The organism is Nitrospirota bacterium, assembly GCA_016207905.1.
GTDB lineage: Bacteria > Nitrospirota > Thermodesulfovibrionia > Thermodesulfovibrionales > JdFR-86 > JACQZC01.
Map to the genome: position 1 here is coordinate 1 of JACQZC010000087.1, position 18,357 is coordinate 18,357.

Annotated in this window: 17 protein-coding genes, 1 other RNA gene and 1 pseudogene; 10 read left to right on the plus strand and 9 right to left on the minus strand. The window is 42.5% G+C overall.

The features are described from left to right. From HY805_10435 to HY805_10480, 10 genes and pseudogenes are all read left to right on the plus strand, one after another. On the plus strand, positions 1-1,004 hold a 1,004-nt coding region (locus tag HY805_10435; GenBank protein ID MBI4824627.1), incomplete at its 5' end, for a putative metal-binding motif-containing protein. Positions 1,005-1,012: 8 nt separating this feature from the next. Then, positions 1,013-1,906 (plus strand): hypothetical protein, encoded by an 894-nt coding sequence (locus HY805_10440; GenBank protein ID MBI4824628.1) that lies wholly within the window; start codon positions 1,013-1,015, stop codon positions 1,904-1,906. Between the two features lie 150 nt (positions 1,907-2,056). Then, entirely contained in the window at positions 2,057-2,887 is an 831-nt protein-coding gene (locus tag HY805_10445; protein ID MBI4824629.1) for a hypothetical protein, read from the plus strand. 364 nt (positions 2,888-3,251) lie between these two features. Beyond that, entirely contained in the window at positions 3,252-3,731 is a 480-nt protein-coding gene (locus tag HY805_10450) for a hypothetical protein (protein ID MBI4824630.1), read from the plus strand. Between the two features lie 37 nt (positions 3,732-3,768). Beyond that, positions 3,769-4,287: pseudogene (locus HY805_10455) on the plus strand (NADH-quinone oxidoreductase subunit B). Beyond that, on the plus strand, positions 4,269-4,811 hold the full coding sequence (locus HY805_10460) for an NADH-quinone oxidoreductase subunit C (protein ID MBI4824631.1): 543 nt from the start codon (positions 4,269-4,271) through the stop codon (positions 4,809-4,811). Before HY805_10455 ends, HY805_10460 begins: the two are co-directional and overlap by 19 nt. Then, entirely contained in the window at positions 4,799-6,013 is a 1,215-nt protein-coding gene (gene nuoD, locus HY805_10465; protein MBI4824632.1) for an NADH dehydrogenase (quinone) subunit D, read from the plus strand. Before HY805_10460 ends, nuoD begins: the two co-directional genes overlap by 13 nt. A gap of 88 nt (positions 6,014-6,101) precedes the next feature. Continuing rightward, positions 6,102-6,275: a hypothetical protein gene (locus HY805_10470; GenBank protein ID MBI4824633.1), complete on the plus strand. Its 174-nt coding sequence runs from the start codon at positions 6,102-6,104 to the stop codon at positions 6,273-6,275. A 500-nt stretch (positions 6,276-6,775) separates the two neighbouring features. After that, positions 6,776-7,531 (plus strand): 5'/3'-nucleotidase SurE, encoded by a 756-nt coding sequence (surE, locus tag HY805_10475; GenBank protein MBI4824634.1) that lies wholly within the window; start codon positions 6,776-6,778, stop codon positions 7,529-7,531. Then, positions 7,531-8,181 carry a protein-L-isoaspartate(D-aspartate) O-methyltransferase gene (locus tag HY805_10480; protein ID MBI4824635.1) on the plus strand — a complete coding sequence of 217 codons (651 nt, stop codon included), beginning with the start codon at positions 7,531-7,533 and terminating at the stop codon, positions 8,179-8,181. The genes surE and HY805_10480 overlap by 1 nt, the downstream gene beginning before the upstream one ends. On the opposite strand, the gene HY805_10485 is transcribed toward HY805_10480, so the two are convergent. From HY805_10485 to HY805_10525, 9 genes are all read right to left on the minus strand, one after another. Next, a complete protein-coding gene (locus tag HY805_10485) occupies positions 8,118-10,103 on the minus strand; it encodes a DUF3488 domain-containing protein (GenBank protein ID MBI4824636.1) in 1,986 nt (661 codons plus the stop codon). The two genes, HY805_10480 and HY805_10485, sit on opposite strands and share 64 nt — an antisense overlap. Next, on the minus strand, positions 10,093-11,103 hold the full coding sequence (locus HY805_10490; GenBank protein ID MBI4824637.1) for a DUF58 domain-containing protein: 1,011 nt from the start codon (positions 11,101-11,103) through the stop codon (positions 10,093-10,095). Before HY805_10490 ends, HY805_10485 begins: the two co-directional genes overlap by 11 nt. Positions 11,104-11,127: 24 nt before the next feature. Next, complete coding sequence (locus tag HY805_10495; GenBank protein ID MBI4824638.1) at positions 11,128-12,081, minus strand: MoxR family ATPase; 954 nt, start codon at positions 12,079-12,081, stop codon at positions 11,128-11,130. 46 nt (positions 12,082-12,127) lie between these two features. Then, positions 12,128-12,910, minus strand: a complete 783-nt coding sequence (locus tag HY805_10500) for a TIGR00282 family metallophosphoesterase (GenBank protein ID MBI4824639.1) — start codon at positions 12,908-12,910, stop codon at positions 12,128-12,130. 3 nt (positions 12,911-12,913) lie between these two features. Continuing rightward, positions 12,914-14,476 carry a ribonuclease Y gene (gene rny / locus HY805_10505; protein MBI4824640.1) on the minus strand — a complete coding sequence of 521 codons (1,563 nt, stop codon included), beginning with the start codon at positions 14,474-14,476 and terminating at the stop codon, positions 12,914-12,916. A gap of 104 nt (positions 14,477-14,580) precedes the next feature. After that, a non-coding RNA gene (ssrS, locus tag HY805_10510) (6S RNA) lies at positions 14,581-14,767 on the minus strand. Positions 14,768-14,886: 119 nt separating this feature from the next. Then, positions 14,887-15,642, minus strand: a complete 756-nt coding sequence (locus HY805_10515) for a hypothetical protein (GenBank protein ID MBI4824641.1) — start codon at positions 15,640-15,642, stop codon at positions 14,887-14,889. 47 nt (positions 15,643-15,689) lie between these two features. Next, a complete protein-coding gene (locus HY805_10520; GenBank protein MBI4824642.1) occupies positions 15,690-17,495 on the minus strand; it encodes a DUF2723 domain-containing protein in 1,806 nt (601 codons plus the stop codon). A gap of 147 nt (positions 17,496-17,642) precedes the next feature. Beyond that, positions 17,643-18,047, minus strand: coding sequence for a prepilin-type N-terminal cleavage/methylation domain-containing protein (locus HY805_10525; protein ID MBI4824643.1), 405 nt, complete (start codon positions 18,045-18,047; stop codon positions 17,643-17,645). Positions 18,048-18,357 lie beyond the last annotated feature (310 nt).

Sequence of the window (18,357 nt, forward strand, 5' to 3'; positions counted from 1 at the left end):
CAGCCGCCTATGAATGGAAATGCCCGACTCAAAAAGAAAGCGTCAAGGTCTGTGCATGTGGGTGTGAGGAAGCTCCTGAGATATGCGACGGGGTGGATGATGATTGTGATGATATTATTGATGAGGGCTGTTATGTGGATAGCGATGTAGATGGTTATGCATCAGATGTAGACTGTAATGACTATGACAATACAATTTATCCCAATGCACCTGAGTTGTGCGATGGAAAGGATAATGATTGTAATGGGGTGATAGATGAGGGGTGTTGTGAGGTGGAAGTGAAGGTTTCTCCGTCAGAGGTAGCACCACAAAAGACATTTGGAAATACAGAGGCAGACATTGTTTTGACACTTAAAAAACCTGCACCTTCTGATGGATGCACTGTCAATCTAAGTGTAGAGCCTGTTGACAATTCTGGTGGACATCTACATGATGGAAATAGAAAGGCTCATTCAGGAGGCTTGAGCACAGATAGTGTTACTATTACCAACATTGAACCAGTGAAACATGTAAAGTATACAAGTGGTGAGGTCTCAGGCACAGAGAAGATAATAGCGGAGTTGGTTGGAGGCAGTAAAGAGGAGTTTTCAATAGATGTGAAAGTGCCGTATGACCTCTATTCCATGCCCGGAGGAAACTATCGCCTTACAGGGTGGACAACTTTTCATCAGATGAATCACTATGGGACATACTATACGGTGGTGAATACAAGGCTTATAGCAGAAGATTTTTACAGACAGTCTAAAGCAACGCTTGGAATAAACGACATGAGCCTTGAATGGGGCGGATTATTTGATATAGGCCCGCCTCAGGGGAGTTATTGGTCTCCGCCGCATAAGTCTCATAGGAAGGGGATAAGTGTTGATATAGACAGAAGTGCGTTAGGGCAAAATGGGTGGATAGAAGTTGATAAAAAATATATTGGGCGAAAATGTTTTGAATTCGGCAAGGGTAGCCTTGTAAAAGAAGCAACCATACACTGTGAGTTTCCACTTATGAAATAGGAGGCTTTATGAAACGACAGATATGTATAGTATCTTTACTGGTTTTTGTTTCAGTTGCTTACAGTGCTGAGATTCCTAAATATGAGGAGTATTTTGTTCAAACAGTAGTGAATTTTGATTCAATAAGTGGGATTTATAAATACAATTATACACTTATAAATCCTGTAGGAAATAAAAATGAATTATGGAGCTTAGACATATATATTCCAAAAGACCCAAAAGGGATTGAATTGAGCTGGGAAAATCTTACATATGGCGAGGGATACTCGCGTACTTCTTCTGAGACTATTAAAGATAAGATTATTGCTGTTGGTATAGATGGTCCCTCAGGATGGACATATGGCATAGGTTATGATGAAGAAGGTAAAGGGTTTGTTGGGTCTGCAACTTTGAGTGGGATAGAAATACTTCCTGGGAGTTCAGTCAAGGGATTAATCTTGACTTCTTATGGACTGCCAGCAATCAGGGATACTATGCTTCAGCCATATGTCGACACTGATAGCTTGCCTGACGAATACTATGAAAATGAAGAACTCTCCAAGCAACTTCAAGATAGCTTAATCTACCATACAAAGACCATCGGCCCCACTGCTCCACCTTTGGACTTCAACCCCCTTTCATTCCTTGACTACATCATCTCTATGAAACATGAAGCATTCTCATTAGGCTGGATAACAAACAAGGGCATAGAGATGAGTCTTGACCAGAAACTGGATGCCGCAAGAAAAAAGCTTTCCGCAGGAGACACAAAGACTGCTAAGAATATCCTTAATGCCTTAATTAATGAAGTCGAGGCACAGGGCTGTGAGACTTATGAGGGATGCCCAAAGGGCAAACACCTCACCCCAGAGGCATATGCTTTGCTAAAGTATAATGTCCTTTATTTGATAGAAAGACTATAAAAGTCGTAGTAGATAGGAATTCAGACCTGCTCAAATGGCAAATGGGGGCAATGTTTTGGAGAGGTTCTGCCACAGGAAGAAATCTGTGGAGATAATCTTGACAACAACTGTAACGGACAGACGGATGAGGGGTGTTGTGAGATTGGTGATGTGACACTTGCGAGTGATTGGGTAGCACCGAAGATGCCACCAGGGCAGCCAAGTGTCGGAAATACTCAGGCAGAGGTGAAGGTTTCCCTTAAAAGACCCGCACCATCAAGTGGTTGCACAGTGGAGCTAAAGGTTGACATACCCGACCCTAAGTCAGGCGGTCATGACCATGGCCTGATAAATGATGGAAGGCCCAAAGGTAGTATAAGCCCGACAAATGTTTCTTTCTCATCGGGTGAGACAGAGAAAACTGCGACTTATACCAGCTCAGAAGTTTCAGGGACAGAGGAGATAATAGCTAAAGTGAGGGAGACAGAGAAAGAGGCAAAGAGAACAATAGATGTAAAGGTACCGGGGCTTTATCCTATGCCTGGAGGTATGTATTACATTCTTGTTGGCTCTCCCACATCTAATGACCCATGCCGTTTTGTGCCTCCTACTTCTAAGCACAATGAAAACCATTATGGCACATGGAATCTTATTTATGCTGTAAAGAAGATTGCAAAGAAATATGCTTTCGCAACAAACGACCAATATATAAATTTGAGAGTTAACGATATGAGCCTGCCGGGTGGTGGTGCTTTTGATGTTTATAATCATTGGTTCGCGGATACAACAGCCCCTCAGTGCAAGCAGAAAGGACATGGGCATTGTGGTCACAGGGTTGGTAAGAATGCCGATATCGGATATGTCGGGTTAAGAGCCACCGGGCTAATGAGTGAGGGAGCATGTGTAAATTTAAACCGGGATTTATTATTTGCCATTATACGGGACACTACCCAGAAACTGGTCATTAGCCATGCAGACCATTTTCATATTCTTGTGCCTTAAAAAGGAGGATAAAATGAAAATGACAGGATTCTTTTTGGGTTTGGTCATCTATAGTTTTATTTTATTAAGGGTTACTGTGGCTGAAGAATGTCCTATCAAAGGGGCTTCAAGGAAAGAAGTAGAGGTTAAAGTAACAGCAAATGCGTGCATTAGGAATAATAAGTTTGAATATAGCTATTCATTATACAGCTCTCCAAATAGCAAGCAAGACTTGGCCGAGTTTCAGGTGGAAAAATTTTCTATTGTTGCAAATGTTATATCTCCAAATTGGTATGAAAGTGATTATGACCGTCAGCCATATTTTTGGGCCTCTATTTCTCCTGAGACAAATATCAGTCCCGGAAATTCTCTGAGCGGGTTTAGTATGGAAAGTAGTGGGCTTCCTGCGATTGTATCTTATTACGCTGCTGGGTGGATTTCGCTTGAGCAGATGATGGTTGATGGAGACCTTACCGCAGAGGAAGAAGAGGCATGTGCAGATGTCTTAGATGTTTTAAAAAACTCTGTTAAAGGCAAGACGCTTGGCCCGAAAGACCCTCCAGCCGAACTTAAACCAATAGATTTCCTCAACTACATCATCAACCTAAAGCATGAGGCATTTACTTTAGGCTGGATAACGAACAAGGGCATAGAGATGAGTCTTGACCAGAAGCTGGATGCCGCAAAGAAGAAACTTGAGCAGGGTCAAAATAGCACTGCAAAGAATATCCTTAATGCTCTAATTAACGAAGTCGAGGCACAGGGCTGCGAAACTTATGATAATTGTCTAAAGGGCAAACACCTTCTACCAGAGGCATATGCTTTGCTAAAGTATAATGTGCTTTATTTGATAGAAAGGCTTTAGATATTTTAAATATAGAACAAAAAAGGAGGTGAGGCATATGGTCATTGACAACCATGGGGTCGTTGAAGTAGAAAAGGGACTGAAGATAATCCCCGGTGCAAGTACGATAGTAGGCACACTGGATAAGATTGTGAACTGGGGAAGGCTCTCATCCTTATGGCCAGTGACATTCGGACTTGCCTGATGCGCCATAGAGATGATGACGACGGGTTCGTCACACTATGACTTAGACAGGCTTGGGGTTATATTTAGGGGTTCTCCCAGACAGGCAGACTTTATGATAGTGGCAGGAACTGTCACAAAGAAGATGGCTCCGATTGTAAGAAGGGTTTATGACCAGATGCCTGAGCCAAGATATGTAATATCAATGGGAAGCTGTGCAAGCACAGGAGGAATCTTTAATGTATACAGCGTTGTTCAGGGCTGTGACAGTTTTCTTCCAGTGGATGTCTATATTCCGGGCTGTCCTCCAAGGCCAGAGGCACTGCTTGAGGGAATCCTCAAGCTTCAGGAAAAGATAAGAAAGGAGCACTTGAGGTGGAGCCGATTCAAATAGCCGAAAAACTAAAAGAGAAATTTCCCGAGGAAGTGGTTTCAATCTCAGAGTTCAGGGAACAGGTCTCGGTAGTGGTTAAAAAACACAGGCTCCTCGATATATGCAGATTCCTCCATGACGACCCGGAGTGTAACATGGACTATCTTAGAGACTTGACTGCAGTGGATTATCCCATGAGAAAAGGTCAACCGAGATTCGAGGTCGTATATCATCTTTACTCAATAAAGCTGAGGCACATGTTAAGGCTAAAGGCCTTCGTGCCTGAAGATGACTGTTTCATTGACAGTGTAACGCCTATCTGGATAGGTGCTGACTGGCATGAAAGGGAATGTTTTGATATGTTTGGAATAACATTCAATGGACATCCTGATTTAAGGAGAATCCTCATGCCTGAGGACTGGCAGGGTCATCCTTTAAGAAAGGATTATCCTTTGAAGGGACCAGGTCCTAAAGAGGAATGGAAAGGGCTTAAAGAGGTTTTTGAAAAGGCAAAAGAGTTCAAGGAGTTTCAATGGGAGAAATAACAGAGAAATATATTGAGTCAGCCGCATTAAAAACAAAAGAACTTACAGTCAGCATGGGTCCACAGCACCCTGCTACACACGGGGTTTTGAGGCTTGTCCTTGACCTCGATGGAGAGACAGTCGTTAAGTGCACCCCATATGTTGGCTACCTTCATAGGGGAGTTGAAAAACTCTCTGAAGACAGGACTTATCTTACAGCTTTACCCCTTACGGACAGGCTCGATTACATATCGAGCATGGCAAACAATGTAGGCTATGTGGTTGCAGTAGAGAGGCTCTTTGGCATAGATGCCCCTCTAAGGGCAAAGTTCATAAGGACAATCGTTTCCGAGCTAACGAGAATCTCAAGCCACATTATATGGGTTGCCACACATGCCTTAGACATAGGTGCAATGACTGTATTCCTTTATTCCTTTAGGGAAAGGGAGTGGCTCTTAGACCTGCTTGAGATGCTCTGCGGTGCAAGACTCACTGTGAGCTATCCGAGAATAGGCGGTGTGAGAAACGATGTGTCTCAGGAGTTCCTTGACAGCCTTTATAAGTTCACAGAGGAGTTTCCAAAAAAAATCGATGACTACGAGACCCTTATCGATACGAACCGTATCTGGCTAAAAAGGACAAAGGGCATTGGCGTTATATCAGCAGAAGAGGCTATAAACTGGGGTCTAACAGGGCCAATGGTAAGGGGCTCTGGCGTGCCCTATGATATAAGGAAATACGCACCTTATGATGCATATGACAAGGTGGACTTTGAGGTGCCAATTGGAAAAGAAGGCGATGTCTATGATAGATACCGCTGTAGGATGCTCGAGCTAAGACAATCAAATAGAATCATAAAACAATGTATAGAGAAACTTCCTAAGGGTCCAGTTATGGCGCCTGATGCCCCTAAATTCACTCTTCCACCTAAAGAAAGGGTTCTCATGGACATGGAGTCCCTCATACATCATTTCATCCTGATAACAAAGGGGACTGTGAATGCCCCTAAAGGAGAGATTTACTCTGCATGCGAGGTGCCAAAAGGAGAGCTTGGATTTTACATTGTAAGCGATGGCACAGGTAAGCCCTACAGATTGAGGCTCAGGTCTCCTTCTTTTGTCCATGCCTCTGTGCTTCCGAGGCTCTGCGAGGGCTCACTTATTGCCGATGTAATCGCAAACATAGGAACTATAGATATCGTTCTTGGAGAATGCGACCGATAGGCCCTAAAAAAGGCCGTTTTTATATACTTATTTTCAGAAGCTCTATCATTCCCTCACAGCAAAGCTTATAGCAACCATTGAGGTTTCGATGGTGGCAGTCAGCTTAATCTTCTGGTTTTTCCTCATAGAGTATCAGAAAAAAGAGCTTTTGAAAAATACATTGAATAACAGTATCTTCTTTCTTGAATATGTAAAAAAGAGCACCCGCTATGCAATGCTGACATTCCAGCCAGAGTGGACGGAATTGCTTCTTAACTATTAAAAGGAGGTTGCTTTTTCTTTTTCATAGATGACAGAAAAGGGGAGAAGATGGATTCCGAACAAGTCGGAATGACAAAGGCTCGTCAGGGCGAAACTGTTTCTCTAAACTGCTTCTCTAAACTGTTTCTTAAAACTACTTCTTAGAACTACTTTAGAGGACTTTTGTTTGTATATATGACATGCTTTTATAACATGTGTCTTAGACATGTGTTAGAGGACTTTTTTATCTTGGGTGTGTATATTTTCATGAGGAGGTCAAACTATGAGCAAAAAAATCTCAAAAGGAAAAAGGCTAAGGTTTAAGGCTGATGCTATAGATGACAACAGAGCTGATTTGAACAAAATGAAAAAGATTGAACGCTCTAACGATGAAAATGAAGATAATTCAAGCACTTAGGGAATTCAACTTGAACCTATAAAAAAAGGAGATGGCAACGATTTTTGGAAAAGTATGTTGACGCTATGGGGGTTTTTTACGCCAATAATCTGATACAATAAATTATGTCTGTAATCTTAGTTACAAACGATGACGGAGTTCATTCCCACGGACTGGTATCTCTTTATAAGGAAGTGAAGGAGTTTGGAGATACCTATATCGTTGCACCCGACAGGGAAAGGTCTGCTGTAAGTCATTCCCTTACGATTCACAGACCTCTCAGGGTCGAAGAGCTCAGAGAAAAGGTCTACTCGATAAATGGCACTCCAACCGACTGTGTTGCCATAGCAGTTGCAAAGATTCTAAAAGAAAAGCCTATCCTTATAGTTTCGGGTATAAACAAGGGCGGAAACTTAGGAGACGATGTTACTTACTCAGGCACGGTTTCTGCCGCAATAGAAGGCACGATATTAGGCATATCTTCTGTTTCGGTATCTTTAGTTTTAAATGGCAGGCATCCGCTTCATTATGACACTGCGGCTCACTTTGCAGGCATAGCAGTAAGATACATCCTTGACAATGCCCTGCCTTACGACACACTGCTTAACATAAACATCCCAAACTATGCAATGAAAGACATACAAGGGGTAAAGTTCACAAGGCAGGGCAAAAAGATATATGATGGCTCTATAAGCGAAGTGCTGTCGCCTTCAGGAGAGAAACACTACTGGATTGGCGGAGGAAGACCTTTCTGGGAGCATGGCGAGGACACTGACATCAGTGCTGTAATGGATGGCTATGTGTCCATAACTCCAATACATCTTGACCTCACCAATTACTCTGCAATAGAGCTTATCAAAGGCAAATGGAAGCCTGAGTAATGGATTACGCAGGGCTTAGAGAACTTATGGTCAGGACACAGCTTATTTCAAGGGGCATAAGGGATGAGCGTCTCCTTTCGGCAATGAGAAAGGTTCCAAGACATTTATTCGTAGAGGAAGAGCTTGGATACAGGGCATACGACGATATGGCACTTTCTATAGGACAAGGACAGACCATTTCCCAGCCTTATATGGTTGCAATTATGACCGAGCTGATTGAGCTCAAAGGAGATGAGAGGGTCTTAGAGGTTGGCACTGGCTCAGGGTATCAGGCAGGAGTCCTTGCCGAGCTTTCAAAAGAAGTCTATACAATCGAAAGGGTCAAAGACCTATCCCTAAAAGCCGAAAGGATACTGACTGAAATTGGCTACAGAAACATCCATTTCAGGGTTGGAGATGGGACATTGGGCTTGCCTGATGAGGCACCTTTCAACAGAATTATTATAACGGCAGGCACTCCTTCAATCCCTCCTCCACTCCTAAAACAGCTTGCAAACGGAGGGATAATCGTTGCCCCTGTAGGAGACCTCTTTAGCCAGAGACTCCTAAAGGTAATAAAACACAATCATAAACTTATTGAGGAGTATCACACACCCTGCGTCTTTGTTCCCCTTCTTGGAGAGTTTGGCTGGAAAGACGATAGCCTCTGATACATCTTTGTCATCTCGGTGCTCATCTTTATGCCGCCAAATCTTACTGCCTCATACATGCGGATAAATTCAAAGCCCGAGCTTTCGGAATCAAGCCCAAGCCTATGAGCCTCTTGCAAGACATCCATTGGGGTTGAGGATTCGGTTATATAACCGCCCATCTTTTTTATCCTGTCTCTAAACCTGAGATAATGTATGGTCTCAAAGCCATGCCCCCCTTTTCTTCTGAGTCTCCAGAATACAAATGTAGTTGTAACCAATAAAGCCATAACTGCTAAGGCAAAGGCATAAGGCTTTATACCTGTCTTAATCTCTCCTTTATCAGGCAGTGAAGGGATATTTTCCTTCTCCCCTCTAAGAAATGGCAGTGTGATAAATCTGAGAAGCCTCATCTGGTCATATGAGCTAAACCCTATGACATAGCGATACCACTTCATCCTCAGGGAATCCATAAGAAGAAACAAGTTAGAAGGCATCTCGAGGGTTGGGGCAGAAGGTGTTGGGTCAAATCTCTGCCACCTGCCATTAATGACTGCCTCAACCCACGAATGGGCATTGCTTTGCTTTACTATCACATAATCTCCGTAGGTGTTTTCCTCTCCAGCTACGAAGCCTGTGACTATTCTTGCAGGCACTCCGAGTGCCCTCAGCATCAGTACCATCGAGGTTGCATAGTGCTCGCAAAACCCCTTTTTTGAATTAAAAAGAAAATCCTCTATAGGGGTTATGCCCGAAGAAGGAGGCTCTGTCTTAAGGGAATACTTGTAGTTGGATTTAAGAAAACTCTCTATAAGGACTGCTTTCTCTAAATCCGTCACCCCTTTGCCTGCTACATCATAGGCAAGCTTAGATACCCTCGCCATGCCTTCTGGAACCTGAAGATGCCTTCTTTTGGCTCTTAGAGCCATCTCATCCTGAGAGGTGCTATAGGCAGTGTATGAAAACCTTCTGTTTCTTTTTAGATAAGAGTATAATGCTCCCCCGATATCCGTCTCTATGAAGTTTCCATTAGCCTCTAAAGCCACGACATGTCCGAGTCCGAATATAATATCTGTGTCCATGGGCTCTATAAACACATCCTGAACAGTCAAAGAGTCATCGGCAATGTCTACATCCTTAGAAAGGTAAAACCTGTCATCTGTCTTAGGGATTCTTAATCTTCCTCCTATTGTGTCTTTCCATGAGATGCCATCGAAATAATCCAGAGTAGCACCTCTCCAGTAAAGGGGCTGTTTCCTGCCTGAAAGCGAAATCCGCATTACAACAGTCGAATCCTCAAGTACATCTCCAAAAGAGCCAAACTCCACTGTCTCCGAAAAGCCCACTGACTTTATGCCCTTCGATGATTTCCTTCCCCATAGCCCGGCACCTGACCTTGGAAGCGAAATGAAAAAAACCGTAGTGCAAACCAGCACAATCAAGGATATAAATATTAGTGGTTTTCTAAATCTCACCTTTCTTAGCGTCCCTTCCTTAATAAAATGAGACATGCCGATTGCTATAACCAGTGTTATAAGAAACACGGTAAAGATAACGCTCAGTATTATCGAATGTGTTAGCTCGGAGGTTATGATAAGCTGTAAAAGGGACATGAAGTAGACCTGAAGATAATCCCATGGCTCTTTCAGGTCAAAGCTCTTAAGTGTCTGAAACACTATTGTCATATGTGCCACTGCTAAGAAGAAATCTCCTGTTATGACAAACGAGTCCATCACAACTAAAACGATTGCCAGAACAGAAAGACTGCTTATGACTGGTTTTGGTGTAGGTGTCATCCCCTTTATGAGTCTGTAATAACCCGGCAGGATTCCCACTACAGGGAAAATCATAACAGGGTTTAGCTCGCCTGAAAGTATAAGTCCCATACAACCTGTAAGGGCAAGAAAGGCAGTCAGAAGGATAAGAGAGAGGCTACTCTGCATAAATCACCATATCGCACCTATCACCAAAATATCGGGGCATGGAAGAGCCCTTTGACTTCAAAACGAGAAGGCTTGCACCACCACTCCCTGTTTCCTCAGAGATAGGGCATTGCCATGTGTCGTGCTCCTTTAGAAGAGCAAGCTTATAGAGTATGTCAAAGAGGTGCTCCTCTGTGTTTCCAAATGGCGTGGTCTCTTGACATGTCATAAGTCTTACAAGGAAACCTTCTTTTATAAGCCTGTAGGAGATAGATGCAGTAAATGATACTGCCTTTTCGAAGGCATTACCACCTGAAGGATTTATGTTATCCAGTATTATTGAAATCATCTTAGGCTCATCCACTAAGAATTCTTTTATCATAAGCCTATCTGCTTTTGCAGATGCCTTCCAGCTTATCTTTCTTGTATCATCTCCATTCCTGAATTCCCTAAGAAACAGTATATCTTCTCCCTGACCCGGTCTTGGTGCATGCCCCTTATATCCATAAGTGGATAAAAGCAGTGGAAGGGTAAGTGTCCTTTTTATCTCAGGGTAAACCACAAACTCTGTATTTGAGTATGCCATCGAGAGGTTTGTGAAAAAGATAAAAGGGAAACTGCTTTCTATGCCAAAGTCTGTCAGACGATATATTCCTCTTTTTTTAAACTGGACAGTGATATCGCTCATTAAGGTTGACCCTGCCTTCACATAATGAACATAGCCTCTGCCTTTTATGGCCTCTGGAGGATGGAGGGTCAATGAATAAGAAGGCAGTGCTCTTTTGGTATTTGTTACAGAGACCCCGATGATGCCATCTTCTTTTGCAAACAGATGGCTGGTTTGAGATATATTTAGTGCAATTCTTCTCAGGTTAAGTTTCAGCAAAACGAGCGAGACCGTAAGTATTGAAAGCATCATCGAAAGTATGAGGTATATGAGGTTATTTCCCGTATTAAGTGCGGATATCGCTATCAGTGCCGTGGCAAGTAAAAACTTCTTTCCTTCCTTTGTAACCTTCATGACATGCGTATGGTAAACCCCGCCTTATACAGGCACAGGGAGCTTTTTAAGAATATCCTCAAGGATTCTTTCGGAATCCATAATAGATGTTTTTGCCTTTAATATAAGCCTATGGCCTAAGACATACACCGCGGTGTCTTTTATGTCTTCTGGTGTGATATAGTTTCTGCCTTCATAATATGCATTTGCCTTTGCAATCTTAAGGAGAAACTGCGATGCCCTCGTGCTTGCACCAAGCCTTACCCTTTCGTCCTTTCTCGTTTCATTTATTATTGCTATGAGATAATCGAGAAGACTTCTTTCGACCCTGACGGTGTCAACCTCTTTTTGCATCCTTAATATCTCTCTGCTGTCAACTACAGGAGACATCCTCTCGATTGTCTCGAAATCCATTTGCTCTAAGATAGCTCTCCTTTCGTACTCAGGCGATGGATAACCCAGTCTGAGGTGAAGCATAAACCTATCGAGCTGGCTTTCAGGCAGGGGAAATGTGCCGTGATATTCAAGCGGGTTTTGTGTGGCTATGACCATAAATGGCTCGGGAAGGATATATGTCCTTCTGTCTACCGAAACCCGCCTTTCGTTCATTGCCTCAAGAAGCGCTGACTGGGTCTTTGGATTAGTCCTGTTTATCTCATCCGCAAGAACGATATTCGTAAATATAGGTCCCTGCTTGAACTCAAAGTCTTTTTTTTCGGCATTATATATGCTTACGCCTATTATATCCGATGGCAAAAGGTCAGATGTAAACTGGATGCGCTGAAATGTGCAGTTTATTGCCTTTGCGAGGGTAAATGCAAGTGTTGTCTTTCCAACTCCGGGGACATCTTCTATCAGGAGATGTCCTTTTGCGAGGAGCGTGGTGATTGCCATCCTGATGGCATTCCTCTTGCCCCTGATGACAGAATCCATCCTATCTTCCAATGCCCTGAGAGTGCCGTTAACCGAGATTTCTTCCTTGCTCATTAATTGACGCATATATATTTATAATAGCATTTTTTACATATTCTTATTTTAAGAAATCCTAAGGATAATTTAGAGAAAGCCTCTGTATAGACTCAGCCCTGCCTGTTTTAGTGTCGATAGCAATAACAACTGCCTGTAGTAATGCAGGTCCTTTTGCGATCTCGAATTTTTTTGGTATCTGAAGGAGAAACCTCTCTATTACCTCTTCTTTTTGCACTCCGATTATAGAGTCGGCAGGTCCTGTCATGCCAACATCGCTGATATAGGCAGTGCCTTTTGGAAGAAGTCTTTCGTCAGCAGTCTGCACATGAGTATGAGTTCCAATGACTGCCGAGACTTTGCCGTCGACAAAGTATCCAAAAGCCTGTTTCTCGGATGTAGCCTCTGCATGGAAATCCACTACGATAATGTTTGTAGTCTCCCTAAGCCTTTCTATTTCTTTTTCCGAGACCCTGAATGGGCAGTCCATGTTAGACATAAAAACCCTTCCTGATACATTAACCACTGAAACCTTAATGCCTGATGAAAGGCTCTGGATGACACTGCCAAAGCCAGGCACACCGGGTGGATAATTTAGAGGCCTAAGCACTCTGTTTTCCTTTGCTATATAGGGCAGAAATTCTTTTTTGTCCCAGATGTGATTTCCGCTTGTAATTACATGAATGCCTGAGCCAAACATCTCGGTAACGGTTTTTTCCGTTATTCCGAAGCCACCTGCGAGATTCTCTCCATTAGCTATAGTGAGGTCTATTTTATATGTCTCCACAAGTTTAGGCAGAAGGGCTTTAACAGCCATTCTGCCTGTCTTTCCAACTATATCTCCTATAAATAGGACATTCATGGTTTATTTTGCATATTCTACATATCTGGATTCTCTTATGACAGTAACCCTAATCTGACCCGGATATGTCATTTCCTGCTCTATTTTCTTTGATAGCTCCTTAGAGATGTTCCATGCAGACTCATCGGAGACATCCTCTGGCTTGACTATAATCCTGAGTTCCCTTCCTGCCTGAATCGCATAGCACTTCTCGACACCCTTGAATGACATGGCAAGCTGTTCGAGTTTCTCAAGCCTCTTAAGATAGTTCTCTATGCTTTCGGTTCTTACGCCTGGTCTTGCCGCAGAGAGGGCATCCGAGGCGGCTACGAGAGCGGCCTCAACCGATGTTGGCTCTCCTTCTCCATGATGCACTAAGATAGCATTTATCACCTTATCGTTTTCACCGTATTTTTTTGCAAGCCTTGCACCTATGTCCTGATGAGAGCCCTCAACCTCATGGTCAACTGCCTTGCCTATGTCGTGAAGAAGCCCTGCCCTTTTGGCTAATTTTAAATCCACGCCAAGCTCTCCTGCCATAACGCCTGCAAGGTATGCGACCTCCCTTGAATGCCGAAGGACATTCTGTCCATAAGATGACCTGTATCTCAGCCTTCCTATGAGCTTTATAATCTCAGGGTGAATGCCTGAGAGCCCTAGGTCAAATACTGCTTTTTCGCCTTCCTCGAATATTGCCGAGTCCACCTCTTTTCTAACCTTCTCGACAACCTCTTCTATTCTTGCAGGATGAATCCTTCCGTCAGATATCAGTCTTTCGAGGGAAAGCCTTGCTACCTCTCTTCTTACAGGGTCAAACCCAGAAAGCGTAACGAGCTCAGGCGTATCGTCGACAATAAGGTCAATCCCTGTTGCGGCCTCAAGTGCCCTGATATTTCTACCTTCTCTTCCTATAATCCTTCCTTTCATCTCATCGCTTGGAAGGCTTACGGCAGTAACAGAGGCATCAGTGACAAAATCGCTGGCATAACGCTGAATGGCAAGTCCTAAAACCTCCTTTGCCTTTTTATCGGATGCTTCTTTTGCCTCATCCTCTATCTTCTTTGACAGCTTTATTGCCTCAAACCGTGATTCCTCCTCGACCTTTCCGAGGAGCTCTGCTTTTGCCTCCTCTGAGCTTAATCCTGAGAGCTTTTCCAAAACCAAAGTCTGCTCCTTTATAAGCTGTTTCAAGCTATTATCCTTATCCTGTAATGACCGCTCCTTTGAATTAAATTCCCTTTCTTTCTTAGTAAGCTCTTGCTCCCTTTTTTCCATCTGGTCAAGTTTTCTCTCCATGCCTTCTTCTTTCTGCCTGAGCCTTTTGTCCAGATGGTTTAATTCGTGACGCCGCTCTTTTAACTCCTTTTCCACCTCTGACTTTGCCTGATAAAGCGTGTCCTTTGCCTCAACGGATGCCTCCTTTTTGATTCTAAAAGCCTCTTTCTGTGCCTCCTCGACAATGGCATGCTTTTCCCTCTCAATCGCCTCTTTCTTTGACCTTAAAGAAGCCCTGTATATCAAGCTGAGAACAACCCCTAATACAACACCAACGCCAACTGAGACCGATATATAAACAGCATAAGGCATTGGATACCTCCTTTAGAGAGAAATTTAAGGTTGGACAGACTATCTCAGGCTTTCGAAGTTTTACAAAAGACCATAGAATTTATATTATCCTGCAATGCCCGTATAAAAAACCCACCCTGCCGTGTAAGTGAACAATTAGATCCGCCTTTTAAATAGGTGGGTGCCGTGAAGAGGACTTCAGGCTTTCCTCCTTTTTGGAGGACATGCACACCGTGCCTCTTACCTAAGCTCCCAAAAGATCTAATTTGCTGGATCAACTTTTTCACCTAATCACCAACAGGGCAGGCACAATCTGTCCAGCCCTTATACTATATTTATATCAGAAAATGCACCATTTCTGCAAGAGAATATTGACCCTGAAACTCCTTCAGGGTGACAGGGCTTTTGTTCAGGGTGACAGGGGGTTCTGTTCAGGGCTTACCCTTTTTAAATAATGCCTTTAGAGGCTTAACCTCTCTGTCCTCATGACTTTTGAGCTTAAAAAGCTCTTCTGAGACCTTAGAGTTCACCTGAGGCTCTATCAACCTTATATCCATGACGAATCCATTACTCAGGGATACATTCACTGTCATGGGCAATTTGGAGTCCGAAAAATCGCTGAATAAAACATCTGCAAACTTCCCCTCCTTATCGTAAACCGAAATACCTGTGTTAAGAAGGGTATCCCTGCTAAAGGTATACTGCCTTATCAAGCTCATAGTTTCTTTTTGTTGACAGAACTCATTAAGTGTATAGCCCTCATCGGTTTCAGCCATGCTATAGATGGTCTCCGATGATGGCAACTCTGGAGTTAATAGATGTGGAATCTCTCCTTCATAAAGGGTGTTTTCAAATGGTACATATACCTGAAGATAATTACCTAAAAGTATAACCTCTGCGGCAGTTAGACCAAGGGGTCCAAAAAACCTAATATTAAGAGACTCAGGCATCATATAGGCAACAATGCCTTCAATGTCTACGGTTTTACCTTCCTTTAAGAACCCAACCGTTACCTCTGACTTAATGCTTTTTATATCGTTAAAAATCAGGGATCCCCTTAAAGCCTCTACTGTTACAATACCCTCATACGGCTTAAACTGAGGAGGATGCCTTAATGCCTCTTTCTTTGCACATGCAAAAAGACTTAGGGTAAGTGCAATCATCATAAATGATTTTCTGAGGAACATACTTTTTAAGGTAACCTTTTCGTAGAGGAAATTCAAGGGGTGTAGTTTTATTTCCCCTTAAGAAACTCTTCCTTCAATGCAGTGCTTAGAAGCCTTACCTCCGGGTATCTCTCTGCATAAGGCTCGATGCTTTCAAGAAATGATTCTATCTCCTCCTTATCCCCTGTCTGTTCAAGAGATTTCATATAATATGCAAGACCCTTTGGCGTAATCAGCTCCAATGATGTCTCATAATAATCCCTGTAAGGCAGTCCCTGTTTTTTCAATAGATATGCATAGTGAGTAATAGTCGTGTAATAAAACATCTTGACCTCAGTAGAAAACATATCATCCGATTTTTCCTTGAGGCTCCTTTCGTATACAAACCTCTCGAATGCCTTATCTAAGTCTTTGAACTTTTGCTTTTCATCTCCCCTTAAGCCTTTTTTCGGAAAAAGCCTGTAGCACATGATGTATGGTCGGGGAGTGAAATATTTTTTGAGTTTGTCGCTTATGCTCAGGACATTTGGGGTAAAAACCCTTCCACGGCTCACATAAACCTCATCTACCTTTAAAAACAGTTTTCCTCCTGGCAAATCAGGAAACAGGGTTTTATATTTCCAGAATGGGTTTGCCTGTGATAAAACCCCTCCTTTGTCGCTTAAAAGAATAACGACATCGTCTCTTTTCCGCTCTATGAGATTTTCATAGAAAAGGGGAAAGTATGTGGCATCAGAGCTTGTAAGCACAATACTTAAAGTCGGAAGGGCATTCAGTATGTTGCCTGCAAAATCCTCGACAAGATAATAATCGCTAAGATTGTTCTTTTTGATGTTTAGCGGAAGATAAAGCACAAAAGGAAGTAAGAGAACTCCAATTGCAAATGGTCTTGCTGTAAACGGTAACCTCCTTTTAAAATGCCGAAGGAGCCACCAGAGCCCATAGCCTACATTGACTGTAACAAGATATAACAGTGAAAGCATGAAGGGATTTAAAAGAAACAGGTCTTTTTCAACTGGCTCTTCAAATGCATAGACCATTGCCGAAAGGACAATCCCATATGAGGCAAGGGTCACTATAAAATACAAAAGCATGGGCTTCCTTTTCCATAGAGGGATTATTGAAAATATAGACAGGACAGACAGCCACCCAAAGTTTTTAAATATAAGATGCTTGACTGCATTGTATGTGCCTTGAAGCAGGGTTACTGGATGGCCTGCAGGCCCTACGAGTGAAGGAATGCTTGAGCCATATTCTTCCCTAAAGAATGTAATAAGGAATCTATGCAAGGAGCTTGAATCAGAATAACTAAACAGTATGCCATCTGAAAAATACTTCAACGAACGGAGATAACTGAATATGTATACCGAAAAACCGAGCATAAAAAATAAAACGGAGATAAAGATTGTGTTGACCCTGTTTTGCTTATTTAGAGCAAGAAGAAACATCAAAGGGAAGAGCATAAACCCTATTGTATGGTGATTGCCCATGCCAATGCCTAATACGAATGAACCTAAAAACAGAAGCCTTCTATCGCCATTTTCAGAGATAAATCTAATGCCGAGATAGAAGATTGAAAGTGTGAGGACAGAGTTTAGTGTATAGACCTCTGCCTTTACGGACTCTGACCATACAAGCGGAAGAAACCCTGAAAGTGTGGCTGAAAATATGGCGGTTAGTTTGTCCTTTGTCAGGATGTGAACTGACATAAATACGACTACCGATGTTAGAGCTCCGCATAAGGCTGAAAAGAGATTGAGCTTATAGGGGATACTACCAAAAGGAAGAAAGGTCCAAATCTTGCCCAAAAGCACATAAAGAGGATACCCCGGAGGATGAGCAGGACCCATAGCAAAAACCGATGTATAAAGCATAGGGCTGTCGCCACTATAAAGAGACGGGCTGAGAAAAAAAATATATGTAAGAAATATTACAAGCCCACTCAGATATAGAGAAATCCTATAGGTGTCTTTCAAGGAAGTTTATATGCGGGGCATAGTCATGCCCCGCATATGTTTTTTTTACTCTGCTAAGGTTAGACTGCCTATGGTTGAGATTACAGTATTATCTCCAAGGTTAGTGCCACCTATTATGTTGATATAGCCTGTTCTCCTACCACCAACTATAGAATTAAGACCGCTTGTAAGACTGTCAAATGTCTTTTGAGCCATTAGATTAATCCCTAAAGAACCTGAATCCCCAGAGAGATTGCTTTTCATATTTCCGAGGGTTGGATTCCCTTTTACCGATGCAATTGCAATCCCATATGCGGCTGAGAGATGACCATAAAGCCCTCTAATAGATGCCTTTTCAGCATCTGTCTGAAGGTCAAGATACCTTGGTATTGCCACTGCGGCTAAAATCCCTAAGATGATGATTATCATCACTAACTCAATCAAAGTAAAACCGCTTTTGTTGTTAAGCATACTATCCTCCTTGTCATATGTTTTTAGCCCTAATAAGGACTTTGTATTTCATACAAATGCATTAAACATGCCAGAAAAAACATTTATAAATCAATATGTTTAAATCCGCAGGATAAAATAATGGGTATTTCTTTACCCAAAATGTTACAAAAAATCCCCAAGGTAAATTATTGAGGATGGATTCTGGAGAAGCCAGAATGATACCATGAAAAAGAAAATGCACCTCCCATATTACAGAGCGATAGCTTAAGCTATCCTTCTACGGGTTTTAAACCCAGAGCCTTTTAAGGCTAAAGGAGGTGCATATATG

What these genes read in the sequence shown, in the direction of transcription:
- HY805_10495 (MBI4824638.1), bottom strand. Translation starts at nt 12,081, where the DNA reads ATGCGTCAATTAATGAGCAAGGAAGAAATCTCGGTTAACGGCACTCTC.
- HY805_10450 (MBI4824630.1), top strand. Translation starts at nt 3,252, where the DNA reads ATGGAAAGTAGTGGGCTTCCTGCGATTGTATCTTATTACGCTGCTGGG.
- HY805_10470 (MBI4824633.1), top strand. Translation starts at nt 6,102, where the DNA reads ATGGTGGCAGTCAGCTTAATCTTCTGGTTTTTCCTCATAGAGTATCAG.
- HY805_10525 (MBI4824643.1), bottom strand. Translation starts at nt 18,047, where the DNA reads ATGCTTAACAACAAAAGCGGTTTTACTTTGATTGAGTTAGTGATGATA.
- HY805_10490 (MBI4824637.1), bottom strand. Translation starts at nt 11,103, where the DNA reads ATGAAGGTTACAAAGGAAGGAAAGAAGTTTTTACTTGCCACGGCACTG.
- HY805_10480 (MBI4824635.1), top strand. Translation starts at nt 7,531, where the DNA reads ATGGATTACGCAGGGCTTAGAGAACTTATGGTCAGGACACAGCTTATT.
- HY805_10520 (MBI4824642.1), bottom strand. Translation starts at nt 17,495, where the DNA reads ATGCTTTATACATCGGTTTTTGCTATGGGTCCTGCTCATCCTCCGGGG.
- HY805_10485 (MBI4824636.1), bottom strand. Translation starts at nt 10,103, where the DNA reads ATGCAGAGTAGCCTCTCTCTTATCCTTCTGACTGCCTTTCTTGCCCTT.
- HY805_10500 (MBI4824639.1), bottom strand. Translation starts at nt 12,910, where the DNA reads ATGAATGTCCTATTTATAGGAGATATAGTTGGAAAGACAGGCAGAATG.
- rny (MBI4824640.1), bottom strand. Translation starts at nt 14,476, where the DNA reads ATGCCTTATGCTGTTTATATATCGGTCTCAGTTGGCGTTGGTGTTGTA.
- HY805_10515 (MBI4824641.1), bottom strand. Translation starts at nt 15,642, where the DNA reads ATGTTCCTCAGAAAATCATTTATGATGATTGCACTTACCCTAAGTCTT.
- nuoD (MBI4824632.1), top strand. Translation starts at nt 4,799, where the DNA reads ATGGGAGAAATAACAGAGAAATATATTGAGTCAGCCGCATTAAAAACA.
- surE (MBI4824634.1), top strand. Translation starts at nt 6,776, where the DNA reads ATGTCTGTAATCTTAGTTACAAACGATGACGGAGTTCATTCCCACGGA.
- HY805_10440 (MBI4824628.1), top strand. Translation starts at nt 1,013, where the DNA reads ATGAAACGACAGATATGTATAGTATCTTTACTGGTTTTTGTTTCAGTT.